This is a genomic window from Aminobacterium colombiense DSM 12261 (genome assembly GCF_000025885.1).
Classification (GTDB): Bacteria; Synergistota; Synergistia; order Synergistales; family Aminobacteriaceae; genus Aminobacterium; species Aminobacterium colombiense.
On record NC_014011.1, the window covers coordinates 525,271 to 541,051 of the forward strand.

The 15,781-nt window shown below is 41.2% G+C and carries 18 protein-coding genes and 1 pseudogene; 10 read left to right on the forward strand and 9 right to left on the reverse strand.

Annotated features, from left to right (window positions below; all coding sequences use genetic code 11):
• Positions 1–123 precede the first annotated feature (123 nt).
• Positions 124–675: a DNA protection during starvation protein gene (dps, locus tag AMICO_RS02480; protein WP_013047898.1), complete on the reverse strand. Its 552-nt coding sequence runs from the start codon at positions 673–675 to the stop codon at positions 124–126.
• 234 nt (positions 676–909) lie between these two features.
• Between dps and AMICO_RS02485 the strand changes: the two genes are divergently transcribed.
• The 7 genes from AMICO_RS02485 (at position 910) to AMICO_RS02515 (ending at position 6,495) form a co-directional block, all read left to right on the forward strand.
• Entirely contained in the window at positions 910–1,110 is a 201-nt protein-coding gene (locus tag AMICO_RS02485; protein WP_013047899.1) for a cold-shock protein, read from the forward strand.
• Between the two features lie 232 nt (positions 1,111–1,342).
• Positions 1,343–2,377: a metallophosphoesterase gene (locus AMICO_RS09810; RefSeq protein WP_013047900.1), complete on the forward strand. Its 1,035-nt coding sequence runs from the start codon at positions 1,343–1,345 to the stop codon at positions 2,375–2,377.
• Positions 2,378–2,398: 21 nt separating this feature from the next.
• Positions 2,399–3,166 carry a 5-oxoprolinase subunit PxpB gene (pxpB, locus tag AMICO_RS02495; RefSeq protein ID WP_244392432.1) on the forward strand — a complete coding sequence of 256 codons (768 nt, stop codon included), beginning with the start codon at positions 2,399–2,401 and terminating at the stop codon, positions 3,164–3,166.
• Entirely contained in the window at positions 3,163–4,242 is a 1,080-nt protein-coding gene (locus AMICO_RS02500) for a 5-oxoprolinase subunit C family protein (protein WP_013047902.1), read from the forward strand. The genes pxpB and AMICO_RS02500 overlap by 4 nt, the downstream gene beginning before the upstream one ends.
• A gap of 23 nt (positions 4,243–4,265) precedes the next feature.
• Complete coding sequence (locus AMICO_RS02505) at positions 4,266–5,039, forward strand: LamB/YcsF family protein (RefSeq protein WP_013047903.1); 774 nt, start codon at positions 4,266–4,268, stop codon at positions 5,037–5,039.
• A complete protein-coding gene (locus AMICO_RS02510; protein WP_013047904.1) occupies positions 5,036–5,833 on the forward strand; it encodes a putative hydro-lyase in 798 nt (265 codons plus the stop codon). Before AMICO_RS02505 ends, AMICO_RS02510 begins: the two co-directional genes overlap by 4 nt.
• A gap of 20 nt (positions 5,834–5,853) precedes the next feature.
• Positions 5,854–6,495 (forward strand): L-fuculose-phosphate aldolase, encoded by a 642-nt coding sequence (locus AMICO_RS02515; RefSeq protein ID WP_013047905.1) that lies wholly within the window; start codon positions 5,854–5,856, stop codon positions 6,493–6,495.
• A 43-nt stretch (positions 6,496–6,538) separates the two neighbouring features.
• On the opposite strand, the gene AMICO_RS02520 is transcribed toward AMICO_RS02515, so the two are convergent.
• The 8 genes from AMICO_RS02520 to AMICO_RS02555 all read right to left on the reverse strand — a co-directional run bounded on the left by AMICO_RS02520 (position 6,539) and on the right by AMICO_RS02555 (position 13,982).
• Positions 6,539–6,892, reverse strand: a complete 354-nt coding sequence (locus AMICO_RS02520; protein ID WP_041459314.1) for an aldehyde ferredoxin oxidoreductase C-terminal domain-containing protein — start codon at positions 6,890–6,892, stop codon at positions 6,539–6,541.
• An 8-nt stretch (positions 6,893–6,900) separates the two neighbouring features.
• Entirely contained in the window at positions 6,901–7,569 is a 669-nt protein-coding gene (locus tag AMICO_RS02525; protein ID WP_169302792.1) for a maleate cis-trans isomerase family protein, read from the reverse strand.
• Between the two features lie 61 nt (positions 7,570–7,630).
• Positions 7,631–8,512, reverse strand: coding sequence for a polysaccharide deacetylase family protein (locus tag AMICO_RS02530; protein WP_013047907.1), 882 nt, complete (start codon positions 8,510–8,512; stop codon positions 7,631–7,633).
• 70 nt (positions 8,513–8,582) lie between these two features.
• Positions 8,583–9,236: a lactate utilization protein gene (locus AMICO_RS02535; protein WP_013047908.1), complete on the reverse strand. Its 654-nt coding sequence runs from the start codon at positions 9,234–9,236 to the stop codon at positions 8,583–8,585.
• Between the two features lie 53 nt (positions 9,237–9,289).
• On the reverse strand, positions 9,290–10,015 hold the full coding sequence (locus AMICO_RS09815; protein ID WP_013047909.1) for a maleate cis-trans isomerase family protein: 726 nt from the start codon (positions 10,013–10,015) through the stop codon (positions 9,290–9,292).
• 28 nt (positions 10,016–10,043) lie between these two features.
• Positions 10,044–11,942, reverse strand: a complete 1,899-nt coding sequence (locus AMICO_RS02545) for a TRAP transporter permease (RefSeq protein WP_013047910.1) — start codon at positions 11,940–11,942, stop codon at positions 10,044–10,046.
• Positions 11,943–12,052: 110 nt separating this feature from the next.
• Positions 12,053–13,033 (reverse strand): TAXI family TRAP transporter solute-binding subunit, encoded by a 981-nt coding sequence (locus tag AMICO_RS02550; protein ID WP_013047911.1) that lies wholly within the window; start codon positions 13,031–13,033, stop codon positions 12,053–12,055.
• Positions 13,034–13,073: 40 nt separating this feature from the next.
• Positions 13,074–13,982 carry a DUF6282 family protein gene (locus AMICO_RS02555; RefSeq protein ID WP_013047912.1) on the reverse strand — a complete coding sequence of 303 codons (909 nt, stop codon included), beginning with the start codon at positions 13,980–13,982 and terminating at the stop codon, positions 13,074–13,076.
• A 566-nt stretch (positions 13,983–14,548) separates the two neighbouring features.
• Between AMICO_RS02555 and AMICO_RS10350 the strand changes: the two are divergent.
• The 3 genes and pseudogenes from AMICO_RS10350 to AMICO_RS10360 all read left to right on the forward strand — a co-directional run.
• A pseudogene (locus AMICO_RS10350) lies at positions 14,549–15,103 on the forward strand (IS256 family transposase); the annotation flags it as partial.
• Between the two features lie 4 nt (positions 15,104–15,107).
• Positions 15,108–15,236 (forward strand): hypothetical protein, encoded by a 129-nt coding sequence (locus AMICO_RS10355; RefSeq protein WP_148211311.1) that lies wholly within the window; start codon positions 15,108–15,110, stop codon positions 15,234–15,236.
• A complete protein-coding gene (locus tag AMICO_RS10360) occupies positions 15,217–15,684 on the forward strand; it encodes an IS256 family transposase (RefSeq protein WP_052292792.1) in 468 nt (155 codons plus the stop codon). Before AMICO_RS10355 ends, AMICO_RS10360 begins: the two co-directional genes overlap by 20 nt.
• Positions 15,685–15,781 lie beyond the last annotated feature (97 nt).

Here is a 15,781-nt window from a genome sequence, read left to right on the forward strand (position 1 = left end):
TTTTGAAGACACGTAAGGATCCTCCTTTCCTGAATACTTAAATTTTCAAGGAGATTAACATAATGTGCCGATAGTGTCAATTGTTGTTACCGGACAGCGATAATTAATTCCTAAACAGCCGCTTCAACGCATGAACTTGGAAACAAAGGGAGAAGTTTCACCTCTTCTCAAGAAATGGCCAGAAGGACCTTCTCCAAGAAATTCGGAGAACCACGATTCGTGTTCTATTTCCTCATTTAAAATGGCCAGGGCAAGCTCATAGGTCCGATGATCCTTGCCTGCTGTCAAGTGGCATATCTCGGTGTATCCACGGACCGCGCATCGCTCAGCGTTTACGAGAACCATCAAGATTGCTTTTACGTCTGTAGGGTCTTTAGGCAATGATGCGGGAGGACAGGCAGAAATATCGTGAAAGGCCTTCATATCGTCAGGAAGTTTGCCCCCTAACTCGTAAATTCTGGGAACGAGTGCTTCAAAGTGGTTTCTGTCCTCAATTCGTGCTGTCTCCGCTATTTCCTTTATTCCTTCTCCTTCGAGGCCAATAAGATTGCATCGAAGTATAGTGTAGTAATAAAAAGTTGTCAGCTCTGCAGCTGCATTGGCCACAAGCAATTTTAGGAGTTTTTCCACATCAACTCCTGCTTTTTCAACCATTTCTCTTGCTACTTTTGCCATTTTCGTGCCTCCTTCCGAATTGAAACATCTTACATGCAGATAAATATATCGCAGCATAATTTGCAATACAATACAGAAAACCCTGATATTAAGATGAGTAAACCCAAAGAGGCGGAACGAAACTCAGGTCCATCTACACAAATTCAAAAAATTTTCTTGACAAAGTTGCTAAAAGTCTGTATGCTAACCAAGCTGCAGAAAAGAAGCAGCAAAAACAATTTAGGAGGCAACATCTTGACACAAGGAACAGTAAAATGGTTTAACGGCACAAAGGGCTATGGGTTTATCACTGGTGAGGACGGAAAAGATTATTTCGTTCATTTTAGCGCGATTCAGGTTGATGGTTTTAAGACTCTCGACGAGGGGCAGAAAGTCTCTTTTGATATCGAGTCTGGTCAGAAAGGACCTCAGGCTGCCAACGTTAAACCTCTGTAAGAATTTACTTTAATTCTAGGCAGATAATAGGGACTGTCCCATTGGGGCAGTCCCTATTTTTATGATTATCTCGAATGGAAGGTTGATAATATTAAATTGAGCGGTTCGGAAAGGATTTTTACACGGAGGGATATCAGAAGGAAGTTTGTTATTTTAATAACATGACACTGGCATTTGCCGTGATTTTCATCCATAATCATAAGTAGCAAATTTGCCCCAAAAGGAGGAGCTTATGGCCCTTTACGTTACCGGCGATAAACACGGAACCGTAGAAATGGATGAGTTGCTGCCTTTTTATTATGCTGTGGGCAAAAATTTGAGTGAGCATGACTTTTTGCTCATTATGGGTGACTTTGGCCTGCTCTTCGCTCCTGAACCTACACAAAAAGAGCTGGAGTGGCTTCAATGGCTTTCCTCTATGCCGTGGACGACACTTTTTATAGACGGTAACCACGAAAATTTTACACGACTAGATGACCTTCCTACAGAAAAACATTTCGGCAACCCCGTAGGTGTGATTACAGATAAAATATTTCACCTAAAGAGAGGGTATGTTTATACTATAGAAAATTATGCTTGCTTCACATTTGGTGGAGCGTTAAGCATCGATAGGTGTTTCCGTCGCCCAGGAATCTCGTGGTGGGAGCGCGAAATTCCATCTGAAGAAGAAATGGTTAGGGGCTGGCAATCTTTAGAGCAGGTGAGATGGAAAGTGGATTATGTGTTTACCCACATGGCTCCTTTTTCCGTTTTGTTAGAGTTGCTTCGTGCAAAATATATTGGCATTACCCTTAATCCCTGCCATGTTCCACGAGATCCAGTAGCTCTTTACTTTGATACCCTTGTTCCCCGTCTTCATTTTCGCCAGTGGTATTTTGGACACCTCCATGTTCAGACTCCGCCCTTTAGTGTGGGGATCGAGGGAGAAGGGGTCTACCAGGCTCTTTATCGCCTGGTTATTCCTGTAGAAGAATCGTTAATGTCTGCAGAACCTCTGGCTGTGAGGGAACATCGGGAAGAAAGTCTTTCACAGATTCTTTTTAAAACTAAATCCCTTCTCTCTCTTATAGAACATCATGGAGAGTTGCTTAATGCGTGGCTGGAGTTTGAGCAAGTTCTACAGGGCCATGACATAATGGCTTTCCACACTTTAATTCGACGTACAGCTCTTGAGGAAGTTGAAGAAGCCATAGAAAGCTGCAAGCGTAAAGGATACTATCACCTTCTGCTTGTGCTTAAGGTAGAATTCAAAGAAATGTCGTGCTAAAAGTTTTAGGAGCTGCCATCTTTGGAGGTGGGCTTGGTTTTGATAGAAAAACAATGGCCGAAAATACGATGTGCTGGAGATAGCTGCGTGGTTATAGAGTATGGCGATGCTATATCTTTAGATGTGAATGGAAGGGTTCAGGCTTTACGACGTACTCTAGAAAGTAAAAAAGTTTCAGGGTTGCGTGAACTTGTTCCCACATACTGTTCTCTTGCAGTATATTTCGACCCTCTTGCCATTGATTTTTTACGGTTCTTTCCTCTTATAAATCGTCTAGCTAGTGAGGCCGAATCAGATTTTATAGGAGAAAAGGGAAGAGGTGTCATCATTCCTGTTTGTTATAGTTTCGAGTTTGGGCCGGACCTTCAAAATGTTATTCATCATTCAGGGTTATCAGAGGAAGAAGTGATTAAAAGACATTCTTCTGTGGATTATTACTGTTATATGCTTGGGTTTACTCCTGGATTTTCATATCTCGGCGGGATGGATGAATCTATCTCCACTCCTCGCCTTGTAGAGCCTCGAGAAAAAATCCCTGCGGGAAGTGTGGGAATAGCTGGAAGACAGACGGGGATTTATCCAATAGATAGTCCTGGTGGATGGCAACTTATCGGACGAACGCCCTTACGAATGTTTGATGCTACACGAGAACCGCCCACATTAACTGATGGGGGGCTATGGATACGATTTCGACCAATTTCCCCTAACGAATATGCCCTTATAGAAGAACAGGTTTCCCATGGAGAATATACTCTCGAAATGTTTGATAAAGGAGAGGTCCCGGCATGAAGATAAAAGTTGCACAGCCGGGAATGCTTACCACAGTACAGGATATGGGCAGGTGGGGATTTCAGGGCAAGGGGATGCCTGTTGCGGGAGCAATGGACCTTTTTGCTTTGAAAAGCGGTAATGTTATGGTGGGGAACGAAGAAGGAGCAGCTTGTCTCGAAGTGACAGTTCTTGGTCCGACATTGACGGTAATTGAAGGAGAAGGTGCTGTTGTGGCAACAGGAGCCGACCTGGGTTTTTCCATTAACGGAATATCCTATCCCTGTAATAATGTTTTGAAAGTTGGCGAAGGGGACACCCTTTCTTTCAGCGGAATGAAAGGTAATGGTTGCCGTGCATATCTGGTTTTTTCAGGGGGTGTAGATGTTCCTGTCGTTATGGGAAGCCGTTCTACATATCTTAGGGCACAAATCGGAGGAGTAGACGGACGGGCACTCGTAAAAGGTGATATTTTTATTACTGGCGAGCCTCATATCCTTTGGCGCCGTTTTGTAGATTTTCAGTGTCCTGTAGCAGTATTGCCTGAGCGGAGGACAGGTCGGCCATTACGAGTAGTACTCGGTCCTCAAGATGATGCTTTTTCACCTAAGGGGATAGAGACGTTTTTCTCAGAACCCTATAAAATTACCGAATCCGCTGATCGTATGGGATATCGTCTGAAAGGGGCAGTTATTGAACATTCTGGGGGGGCAGATATTATTTCAGATGCCATCCCTCTTGGTGCAGTCCAAGTTCCAGGTGATGGCCAGCCTATAGTGATGCTGGCAGATCGTCAAACAACTGGTGGATATACGAAAATCGCTGTTCTCTGTTCGCCTGACATTGCTGAAATTGCTCAATATCTTCCAGGCCAGGAAATCCGCTTTCAGCAGGTGTCTTTTGAAGAAGCTGTTTCTTTAGCAAAACAAGAATCTGATCAAATAATAAAACTTAGACAGTCTGTTGCTGCATGGATTACACGGATTGTTCCCCCGATGTCTGAGTGCGAAACAGAAATATTAATGACGTCTGGGACGTGGGAGCTTTCAGTGGATGGAGAAACTCATACAGTGAGTTGGGAGAGTCTTGATTACTAATTTTTGAGAGAAGGGATGATTCCATGTTCTCTGTAGACTTAAACAGCGATTTGGGAGAAAGCTTTGGTGTGTATGTTCTGGGGCATGATGAAGATGTTATGAAAAGCATCACTTCCGCTAATATTGCATGCGGATTCCATGCTGGTGATCCTCAAGTGATGTTAAAGACAGTCCAGGAGGCTGTAGTAAAAGGCGTTGCAGTGGGAGCTCATCCAGGTTATCCGGATCTTATGGGATTTGGACGGAGAGAAATGGCTTGTTCTCCAGATGAAGTGTATGCCTATTGTCTTTATCAGATAGGGGCAATACAAGCTGCATGCAAGGTCTATGGAATACCTCTTCAGCATGTTAAGCCTCATGGCGCCATGTACAATCAGTTAGCTAAGAATCCAGCCCTGGCTGAAGCCGTAGCCCGTGCTGTTCGGGACGGAGGGGAAGGGCTAATACTTCTCGGTCTAGCTGGCACTTGTTTTGAAAAAGCAGCCAGTGAAGCAGAAATCCCCTTCGCTGTCGAAGCCTTTGCAGACAGGGCCTACCAGTCAGATGGCACTCTTGTTCCACGGAAGCAGCCAGGGGCGGTTATTCATGATATTGAACTGGCAGCAAGCCGGGTTGTCCGGATGGTTAAAGAAGGTGTTGTGGAGGCTATTGATGGAACACTTGTTCCCCTAAGGCCTCATTCTATATGTCTTCATGGAGACACTCAAGGGGCAGTGGCCATGGCTGCTGCTATTTGGGAGATTCTTGTTCAAGAGGGCATTTCGATTCAAAATATCAAGGAGGTTCTTGGGATATGAAAGGGGCAGATTTTTGCAGCTGCACTCCACAGGAGGTTCGCGAGCTGATTCGACAGGGGAAATATAACCTGCCAACTCCTGGTATGGCCAAGGGACATGTTCAGGCTAACCTCGTTATTTTACCGAAAGACTGGGCCTATGACTTTCTCGTTTTTGCTCAGCGTAATCCAAAACCTTGCCCAGTACTTGATGTGACAGAGCCAGGGGATCCGGAACCAAAGATGATCGCTCCAGGTGCCGATATCAGAACAGATATCCCTAAGTATAAAGTTTGGATCGATGGCCTATGTGTTGATGAGCCAACAGACATAATAAAATACTGGAGAGACGACCTCGTGGGGTTTCTTCTAGGTTGCTCTTTTACGTTTGAAAGTGCACTGCTTGGTGCAGGCATTCCTGTTCGGCACATTGAGATAGGTTCGAATGTGCCGATGTATGTTACAAATATTCAGTGTAAATCAGCTGGGCGTTTGTCAGGCCCAATGGTGGTGAGTATGCGCCCAATTCCATATACACAGGTTCCCAAGGCTGTGCTGTCAACAGGTCGATTCCCTGCTGTGCATGGGGCGCCAGTTCATATAGGCAATCCAGCGGCTATTGGTATTAAAGACATTCATTCTCCAGAGTTTGGGGATGCTGTTCCTATATATGATAACGAAGTTCCAGTATTTTGGGCATGTGGAGTGACCCCTCAGGCAGCGCTTATGGTGAGCAAGCCTCCCTTTGCCATAACCCACGCGCCTGGTTATATGTTTGTTGCAGATTCGCTGGATTCATCGTATGCGGTGTTTTAAGTGAGAAACGGGGTATTACGATGAAACTTCAAGAAGAGCGGGAAGCGATAGTGGCATATTGTCAGAAAATGATTACTTCCAGACTGACAACTGGCACAGGGGGGAACATTAGTATTTGTAACAGGGCCAGGGGAGAAGTGGCCATGACCCCCACAGGCGTGGATTATTTTGAGATGAAGGCAGATGATATCGTGATAATAAACCTTGATGGGGAAATTGTGGAAGGGACGACAAAACCTTCCAGTGAGGCGGGGATGCATCTTGCTTTGTACCATAAAAGAGATGATATATCAGCCGTTGTTCACACCCATTCCGTGTTTGCTACAACTATTGCGTGCCTGAGATGGGAGCTCCCACCAGTTCATTACCTCATCGGATATTCTGGCAAAAAAGTTCCATTGGCACCCTACGCCACTTATGGGACTACCGAACTTGCTCAAAATGTGGCGGAGGCTATCGGTAGCTATAATGCCGTTCTTCTTGCCAACCATGGGCTGGTAACTGTAGGTTCGTCTCTTTCAAGAGCCTTTTCAACAGCAGAAGAGATTGAACTTGTTTCAGAAATTTACTATCGAACAAAAAGTATTGGTGAACCGGTCATCCTTTCCAAGGAAGAGATGGATAATGTTCTGCGCAAGTTTGGCAGTTATGGAAAACAATAGGGCGCCTCGTTAATAGCAGTTCTTTCTCTCTTTAATAATCTTATTAGTTGAACATTTTTGATGCGATTTGAGTTAACCCTAGTTCTTCCAGTTTTCCTTTCGTTGGTATCCCTTGTTCATCCCAGCCTTTAGCAGTGTAGATAAGATTTAGAAGACGACCTTGATCCACTACCTGTCCTTTTCCTGGGCCATTCATTGCAGGTTCTTTGCTGAATCTTTCGGGGAGATAGTCATCTTTCCTGGTGAAACCTTCTCGGATGTTAAAGAGCCTTTCTAAATTAAGAACCCGTTCGCTGACTTTAAAAAGATCTCTATATGAGTATTCAAGACCTGTAGCGCTGCAATGGTATAAACGGTCTCTCTCAATATTATTGACTTTGATCAGATCATTTAACAAGAGATAATTTATTTAATACCCTTCAACAAACTTCCGTGACCTAAAATCATCTCAGTTATATTAAGAGAGCGCAATGCATTCCATAAAAGAGCTTGATTAGAGCTTATTACGGGAATATTTAGATCAGTCTCAAGTTTTTCAATTATATTTAATGTTCTAAAATTAGTGCAACTTAGCACTAAAACATCTGGGCTTGTCCCAGTCAAAACTTGCTTGGCAAAATCATATATGGATTCAGATTCTATATATCCAGAACCGCCATGTTCGATTATGTTCATTCCTTCTATTTTGAGGACATTAAACCCGCATTCTTGAAAAAAAGATCGTTGCTTCTCGTTAACTTCTGGAATGTAAGGAGTAGCTACTACTATATTTTTAGCAGAAAAAACATGTAATGCATATACTAAGGATTGCATCGCAGTGACAGCTTTCTTTTTAGTTTTCATATATATACGATGTTGTAGCTCATTATCCCAAGTTAGACCTTTAATAAAACTACCACTTGTACAAGCGTAAAGGAAAATATCGGTTATATCTATAAGAGATTCTAAACATAAATCAAGGCTACTTTCCATGGAAGAAAGTTTCTCAAGTTTAGAACTACCTTTCATTAGCATTCTCGTAGTGAAAAAATCAATACCTATTGGCAAAATATGACGAAATTCCGGCTCCAACACTGTGTTAATACACGGAACCAACAACCCTAATCTAGCCCTCCATCCAAACATTATTTCACTCCTATCCTTTTTTAGAAAACCTTTTAACGAGTTTTGTTGGCGTTAAAGCCTTACCGTGAACGAGTGCAGTTTCTGTGAAATAGCGATAACGTTCTAACATTTCCCTGTTGCTCATGGAGTTGGTATGAAAAAGTGTATGCACAAATTGCGGCGTATTCTTTTTTTGTGCGCGGTCTAAAATAGCGTTCCATATCGAGAGGATAGATTTTAATGTGGAGAGGTCATAATCTATATAAAGATAGTCAGTGTTATCCGTTCCGCTACCGCTTGCACCTAAAGGGATAGAAAGTACAGAGCTTGTCTCTATTTCATTTTTAGGAGATACAAGATCATCTCCTTTTCCAAGATAGAAAGCAGAGAAAGGACAATTGCTCCAACTCGCATTCCGTTCTTTATTTTGAAAGCCTGGTGCTGGGGTCAAGTCAACATTAAGTCCGAGCTCTTCAAGATATGAAGTCAGAAAAGGAGCAAATCCATAAAGTCCTCCGCGATATCCCACTGGGTGCAGGTTTGCAGATTTAAGTCTATCAAATTGCCTATAAATAACCTTTTTCATATGTTGTTCGTTACTATTAAGTGTTCCTTTGGCGGCGATTTCTTCATGCGTGTGGATTAAGAGTTCACCACCTATTCTTTCCACTTGGTGCCAAATAGATAAGAAAGGTTCTTCTGTAAAAGAATCACGACAGTAGGTTCCTGTATGAATTGCTACAGCGAAATTTCCATTGTAAAGCTTTACCATCAGATCCAACATAACCTCTAATTCTTTTACACATAAATTAAGAGGCGGAGATTCATGGCTATAGTTTTTACGTGGATTCAATGGGCCAAATGCATTCCAACTTACATCTATGACAGGAATAAAATAAACCTTCTTTTGCATTAAACCGCCTCCTAGTTTATTAAAAGTATATATTAAACAAATTAAAATCTTTTTTACTTTATTGTTTCTACTAACAACCTAAAGTTTGGCCAACAAGAATTACATTGGCTTTCCTTCCTGTAGGAGGGGCTTCTTGTATGAGAAAAGCCTTGCATACTTTTTGTGAAGTCATACAGTTTACGCAATAGCCAACCTGTGCACAAGGAGAGTCTACGCCACGGCGAAGTGCACTTAAAACACAAGAACGATTACGAATTAAACTAAAAGCTGCTTCTAGATTATCAGCTACCTTGTTCATACTTATTACATAAATAAGTTCACCTATTCCCCATGACATTCCACTTATTCTGTTGCCAACCCCATCAACGTTAACAAGAATTCCGTTTCGTGTTACGGCGTTTGAGCTTGTCAAAAAATAATCGGCGCTGTTCTCTCTTATAAAAATCTTATTTTTCTCTTCAATAGTCAAAGGCATGTTCCAGTGTTCATAAATGGTACATCCCTTCTCTTTTAAAGCAGCTATTGCCCCAATTTCTCGTATAGTCACGCTTCCAGGAATTCCAACAGATGATCCATCTTGTATTAAATCACATATTAGTCGTAGGGCTTCCTCTTTTTGGTTAACATAAGTGGCGAGAAACCCTCTTTTTTTTAGAGAATTTACTACTGTTTCTCCAAGAATATGTAAAAACTTAAAACGAATATCATTGTATTTATTATTCATTTTTTTCTCCTGTTTTTTATTAACATAATCGCAAGTGAGTTTGAGAATAGAAACTAGATTATTTTTCGGTCAAACAAGGATCCAAAATCTTTATTATTTACGTTTATTTTAAGTTCATTTAAGACATTCCATAAAAGAGATTGATTTGTACTAATAACAGGAATTCCAAGATCTTTTTCTAATGTGTTAATTATCTTTACTGAAGGGATATCTGTAGCTAAAATGCAAAGCATCTTTGCCTCCTTAAGATCCATAGACCGTGCCGAACGATATATATCTATATTCGTAATGTTTGATAGTGTGGAAAAGTTAGAGATGCCTAAGCTGTGAACAGACACTACGTTAATTTTATCAGCTGCAAAGCGATTCAACCCTAACCTTAACATTTCACTTTCATAAGAGCAGAGAAGAGCTATATCATCTGTATTAAAACTACGAATAGCGCTAATAGTGGCACTCATGGCAGTTATGGCAGGTGATTTACTCCTTTTTCTAATATGGCTAGCATAACTTGCTTCCCAATCAGGATGTACAAAACTTGTTGACAAACAACCGTATAAAAAAGCGTTTACTCCGGTGATTGAAAGCTCTTCTGTTGCTCTTTCTACATTTGAAACAATATGTTGCAAGCCACTCACACTGGCGTAACCAGATCGGCTAGAAATCATTCTAGTGGTGTAGAGTGCGACTCCTGAAGGGGTTAGTAGGGCTAACTCAGGTTCTATTACAGTGTTATTTGTTGGTATCATTAAACCTAACCTTGCTCTCCAACCAAACATATTTAATTCACCTCTTTTGGTATCCTCGTTAATCCTTAAGAGACCTGCTTTTTGTATGAACTCGTATTTGAGGTAAGCTTGCTACTACAATTACAATGAAACCGATAATATCTGTTTGTAGACCAGGGAATATTAAAAGAATAGAGCCAGCGAAAAATAAAAGTCTAGGAATTGGCGAGATAGTTTTTATAAAGTACCCAGTACCAGCGATTGCCATAAAAACCACTCCAATTAAAGCTGTAAATACAGACAAAAGAAAGAAGAATGAGATACAACCTTTTGCGCAAAGTAAAACAGGGTTATATGTAAATAAGAAGGGAATTAGAAATCCAGGAGCTGCTATTAAAACCGATTTCCATGCTACGCCAAATGGTTTTGCGTTGGCGATTCCAGCGGCTGTATAGCATGCAATAGCTACCGGGGGAGTTATGTTAGAAAGACAAGAAAAATAAAAAACAAACATATGAGCAGCAAGAGGAATTGCTCCCATTTTTACTAGGGCAGGAGCTACTATCGTTCCAACGACAATATAGCAAGCAGTAGCGGGCAAACCCATACTTAATATAAGGGATGCGCAGGCAGTAAGTAGTAATGCAAAGAACAAATTGTTTCCTGCTAAACCGACTATATTATAAGTGATTACTTGTCCTATTCCTGTCATGGCAGAAACTCCAACAATGATTCCTGCGGCAATACATGCGATGATAGCGTTTATAGAAGAAAAAGCTCCATCCCTCAGACCATTAGTAAGGTTGGCTAAAGTAAACTTCTTTTTTTGGATAATAGCTGCAATGACAGTGGCAATCATCCCATAAAAGGCGGCATAGATAGGGGTATATCCGGAAAAAAGAGCCCAAATTATAACTCCTAATGGTAATAACAGTGTAAGTTTACGAGTGAAATTTTCAATAGGAGGTATTTCGCTTCTTTTTAACCCATATATGTTATGTTTTCTTGCATAAAAATGAACCCAAGAAAAAACAGAGACATAATAAAGAATTGCAGGAACCAACGCTGCTATCATGATAGTGTTATATGATGTTCCAAGATATTGGGCCATAATAAATGCTGCTGCTCCCATAATAGGGGGCATAACCATCCCCCCAGTAGAGGCTACTGCTTCCACTGCGCCGGCAAACTCTGGGTTAAAACCAATTTTTTTCATCATCGGAATAGTAAAAGCTCCTGTAGTTGCTACATTTGCTGCTGCACTCCCGCTTATTGTTCCCATTAGTCCGCTTGAAATAGTTGCAACTTTTGCGGGGCCTCCCGCTGAAGCTCCTGCGATTTTATTTGCAAGATCCGTAAAAAATTCCCCAACGCCGCTTTCTGCTAGTAGAGAACCAAAAAGGATAAAAAGAAAAATGTAGCTTGAGGCTATTTGTGTAGTAATTCCATATATACCTTCATCAACAAGGTACATTCGTAAAAGGAATCTTTTTAAAGTAAAACCATAATGACCTAAAGGGCCAGGAATAAGGTGTCCCAAAAGAGCATAAAGAGCAAAAAAAGAGGGGATAACGACCATCCAGATACCTAAAGTTCTTCGCGCAGCTTCTAAGACAAGAAAAAAAGCTATCCCAGCCATTATATAATCACGAGTTTCTGCAGCAAGCATATTTATAGCAAATTGCTTCGCAGTAAAAGTAGTATAAAAACCCACTATAATCCCTAATATTGCAAGAAACCAGTCAAGGTAGTGCAGGTTTTTCTGTTTAAATTTTAAAGGTTTTGAAAGAAAAATTATAAAAAGAGTAAAAGCAAGAAAAACTCCGCTTTTTTCAATAGACGAAAGCATCCACCAACTATTTGTTAGGATTCCGAAAGCAGCGAATGCAATACAAGACCATTCAATTACTTTTTTTTCAATTAACTCAAGCGGATGTTTCCGTATAATGCTTAAATTGTTTCCAGCATTCTTAATCATGTAAAATGCCCCCATCCTCTTGTATGGAAGATTAGTGACTAGCTGAGATGTTTTTAACATATCATCTTCCACATACCAGCGGTATGTGGAAGATGATATTAAAGAGAGCGTTATTTTAAAAGCCCAACTTCCTTGTAATATCTAAGGGCTCCCGGATGGACAGGCACAGGCATACGATTAATGACGGTTGCAGGTTGTAGAAAAGAAGGATTATCATATCCGGAATACGCTGTTTTAAGCCAATCTGCGTTTTCGTGCATCGCTTTCACAAGGTTGTAAGCTACATCCTCTGGGAAATCATCACGAACAATCCAAAAACCAACATGTCCTATTGTTTCAACGTCGTGATCTAGCCCTTTATAAGATCCAGCGGGGATAGTCATAGGGGACATCCAAACATTTTGTTCCAGTATAGATTGAATTTCTTTCTCATTTAAAGAGTAAATTGTGACATCAGAACCAGGAGCTGCTAGAGCGTCTGATATAGGGGCTAGAGGTACTATCCCTATGCATATAGCAGCATCTGCAAGGCCGTTTCGTATTGCATCTATACCTTCGCTTTGTCCGATGTTGTTTGCTTTTATATCAGAGATATTTATTCCAAATACCTTGAAAATTCTTTCATGTGTAACGAATGTTCCACTTCCTACTCGACCGACAACAATTCTTTTGCCTTTCCACCCAGAAATACTTTCAAGGTTTGAGCTTTTTTTTACAACAAATTGATATGGCTGAGAAAAATTAGGAGAGAGAATCCTTAACTGGGGGTGGGGTTTACCTTGATAAGTTTCAATGCCTTCATAAGCATATTGAAGTATGTTACTTTGACAAGCAACGACGTTAGCTTCATTGCCCATAAGTAATGATACATTTTCTACTGATCCTGAGCTAGTAGATGCGGATGCGTTAGCCACGTCTTTTTCAGACCATAATTGAGCAAGAGCTATTCCGCCTGGATAATAGCTGCCACCGGTAGTGGCTGTGGCTATGTTTATTCTCATATTAGCGTTTGAGCGTAATGGGGTGATAAAAACAAACAACATGACAAGGAAGAAAAGAGTGACGGTGAATTTTGTTTTCACTTTACACATACAGTTCATCTCCTTATTTTGTTTTTAGCTTTTATAAAAATTAGTCTAATCCTAGAATCCTAGCAGGGTTTTTCTTAAGCATAATGTTAATAGACTCAACGGAAGCCCCAGCCTCAAGCAGTGCTTTTACATATCCTTTTAGACCACTAGTTGGGGTTGGAACTTTGAGTTGGCCGCAATCAGACCCAAAGACGACATTTTCTGGGCCAACAACATTTATGAGGTCCAGGTTTTCTTTGGGTGATATCAAATAACGTCCTTCATAAATATAAAGAGAGACATGCTCAATCAAAACTCCAAGATCTACAAGTTCCTTTTGTTCCGTAGGACTCCATGTCCAAAGTTCATTCAATTGGACATGTTGTAAAACAAGTTTATCGAGACCCATATCGTGTGCTTTTTTAAAAAGGGTAACTATTTCATTCTTAGACAAATGACCTGAGGCTATTGCGGCGTTATGTTCCTTTGCTAGAGTAAGCACTTCCATTGTTTCGTCCGTGAGAGTGCCATCTTCTTTTAATATATAAATTCCTTTTGTAGTTGCGTTTTCTTTCCCGTATTGGATTTGAATTTTCATGTGAAAATATTCGGGGCGGCCATATGTGTCAATATGATGTTGGGCCCATTGAGTAGGAAACCAAATATACTTCCCTCCCATGCGCATTGCAGCTTCCACAGAATAAGGATTTATTCCCCCTGAATATCTGTTCATACATATACCGCCGTAACATTCCATTCCAGTTGCCTTAGCAACTAAGGTTGCTCTATCCGATGTAATACCCTGATGATTTTTGAAACAAATTGCGCGCATGCCAGCTTCTTTTGCTTCAAGGGCGCTTTCTATAGAATCGCAGGTACGTGCAAAAAGACTTGGCCCCGTGTGTTGGTGGCAATCAATGGCTCCTTGAAAAATTTCATTGACAAACTCTTGACTGATTTCTTTGGTCATAATAACCCCTCCTGTTTTAGTTAGTTTGTATGATCTTTACATGCGTTTGAGCTTGTTTATAAAAACCCAAAAGGGTGTTTTAAGGAGAAGTCAAAATAATCATAAATATAAAATATTATATCTTATATACATTGCATTATACACGAAGCAAAATATATTTACATTTTATTTTATGGGGATTATATCATCTCTAAAAAGATTTTCAAGAAAGATTTTTCTAAAATGAGTACTAACTTGCTTATGCTTTTCTGTATTAAATTTAATCCTATGGAGGGAATTCTGAATAGTTTATTACGATATAAGTAGTGCTTGAAATGATTGAGTCTCTATAATGCTGTAAATTTCACTGAGCTAAAGTGGGATGGAAAGAAAGGTTGGAAAAAGCCATCGGTTTTCGGTTAAAGTAAAGTCACCAACCAAACCGAAGGAGTGAATCACCGATGGCCGAAGTAAAGATAAACCTAAATAACCCGCTTGTCCAATCTCTTTTAACAGGAGATCTATCCGGGCTGGAGAATCTTGTTGGCAAAGTGCTTAATGCAGCTCTCTAAGAAAAGGCAAAAGAACTTATCGGCGCTGACAGATACGAAAGGACCGAAGACCGGAAAGCTTACAGGAATGGGTATCGCAGCAGATGGATAACCACACGGCTTGGTAAGATCCAGATACGGGTACCTCAGTTAAGGGGTGGTGAAATAGACATGGAGTCATTGAAACTTATGCCCAAGATGGAAAGATCCCTGGTCCTGTGCCTTATGGAGATGTACATAAACGGAGTAAGCACTCGCAAGGTCCGTAAAATAATGGAACCCCTGTGCGGAGAGAACATATCCAAAACGATGGTAAGCAGGCTCTGCAAGGAACTGGACCATGATATGCGGACCTGGAACGAGAGGGATCTTTCAGAAAGCGCCTACCCCTTCCTTCTTGCTGCCGCCCTTTACGTTTACGTAAGGGTGAGGTTCGGACATCAGGTCATAAAGCGCGCTCTTCTTGTAGCCGTTGGAATAGATGAAAGAGGTTACAGGCATATCCTTGGACTCACCGTGGCTGCGAAAGAAAGCGAGGATACGTGGTATGAGTTCTTCTCATCCCTGAGGGAGGAGGGAGCGTGGGCTTAACGGCGTGAAGTTCGTCATCTCCGATAAACACGAAGGACTGGTATCCGCAGCGGACAGGTCCTTTCCCCGCCAGCAGCTGGCAGAGATGCCAGGTCCATTTCAGGAGGAACGTCATGGCCCATGTGCCGCCTAAAAGGATGAAGGAGGTGTCGGAAGACATGGACCGCATCTTCAATGCCTCCACCAGCAAGGATGCGCGAATCATCATAGAAGATGTGATGGATAAATATGAAGAAGACATTCCTGACGTTACCAGAATGCTTGACGAAGGAGGAGATGACATACTTGTCATTTACGTACTTCCAAAAAAATACTGGAAAAGATTCAGGAGCACCAACATGATAGAGAGGCTCAACGAGGAGATTCGTCGAAGGGAAAAGGTTGTTCGCATATTCCCTGACGATGGATCTGTTATGAGGCTTATAGGCTTGTTGCTCCTTGAAAAAGACGAGGAATGGAGTCCTGGAAGAATGTATCTGGACACGAGGGAATACAGGGAGAACATTCCGTTCCTGGAGAAAGCTCAGCGAAACAGTTGTCAAGCTACAGGCAAAGATTCCCCGATGATTCGGGGCGTATGAAACCATATTTAACCGAAAATAAATTTACAGCAGTATTGAGTCTTGACTCTTGAAACAAAAAAGGTTCTTAATATATGCAATAATTTCTTTAATAATT

What these genes read in the sequence shown, in the direction of transcription:
- AMICO_RS02555 (WP_013047912.1), bottom strand. Translation starts at nt 13,982, where the DNA reads ATGACCAAAGAAATCAGTCAAGAGTTTGTCAATGAAATTTTTCAAGGA.
- AMICO_RS02550 (WP_013047911.1), bottom strand. Translation starts at nt 13,033, where the DNA reads ATGTGTAAAGTGAAAACAAAATTCACCGTCACTCTTTTCTTCCTTGTC.
- AMICO_RS10360 (WP_052292792.1), top strand. Translation starts at nt 15,217, where the DNA reads ATGGCCCATGTGCCGCCTAAAAGGATGAAGGAGGTGTCGGAAGACATG.
- AMICO_RS02510 (WP_013047904.1), top strand. Translation starts at nt 5,036, where the DNA reads ATGAAAGGGGCAGATTTTTGCAGCTGCACTCCACAGGAGGTTCGCGAG.
- AMICO_RS09810 (WP_013047900.1), top strand. Translation starts at nt 1,343, where the DNA reads ATGGCCCTTTACGTTACCGGCGATAAACACGGAACCGTAGAAATGGAT.
- AMICO_RS02515 (WP_013047905.1), top strand. Translation starts at nt 5,854, where the DNA reads ATGAAACTTCAAGAAGAGCGGGAAGCGATAGTGGCATATTGTCAGAAA.
- AMICO_RS02530 (WP_013047907.1), bottom strand. Translation starts at nt 8,512, where the DNA reads ATGCAAAAGAAGGTTTATTTTATTCCTGTCATAGATGTAAGTTGGAAT.
- AMICO_RS02500 (WP_013047902.1), top strand. Translation starts at nt 3,163, where the DNA reads ATGAAGATAAAAGTTGCACAGCCGGGAATGCTTACCACAGTACAGGAT.
- AMICO_RS09815 (WP_013047909.1), bottom strand. Translation starts at nt 10,015, where the DNA reads ATGTTTGGTTGGAGAGCAAGGTTAGGTTTAATGATACCAACAAATAAC.
- dps (WP_013047898.1), bottom strand. Translation starts at nt 675, where the DNA reads ATGGCAAAAGTAGCAAGAGAAATGGTTGAAAAAGCAGGAGTTGATGTG.
- AMICO_RS02535 (WP_013047908.1), bottom strand. Translation starts at nt 9,236, where the DNA reads ATGAATAATAAATACAATGATATTCGTTTTAAGTTTTTACATATTCTT.
- AMICO_RS02505 (WP_013047903.1), top strand. Translation starts at nt 4,266, where the DNA reads ATGTTCTCTGTAGACTTAAACAGCGATTTGGGAGAAAGCTTTGGTGTG.
- AMICO_RS02545 (WP_013047910.1), bottom strand. Translation starts at nt 11,942, where the DNA reads ATGATTAAGAATGCTGGAAACAATTTAAGCATTATACGGAAACATCCG.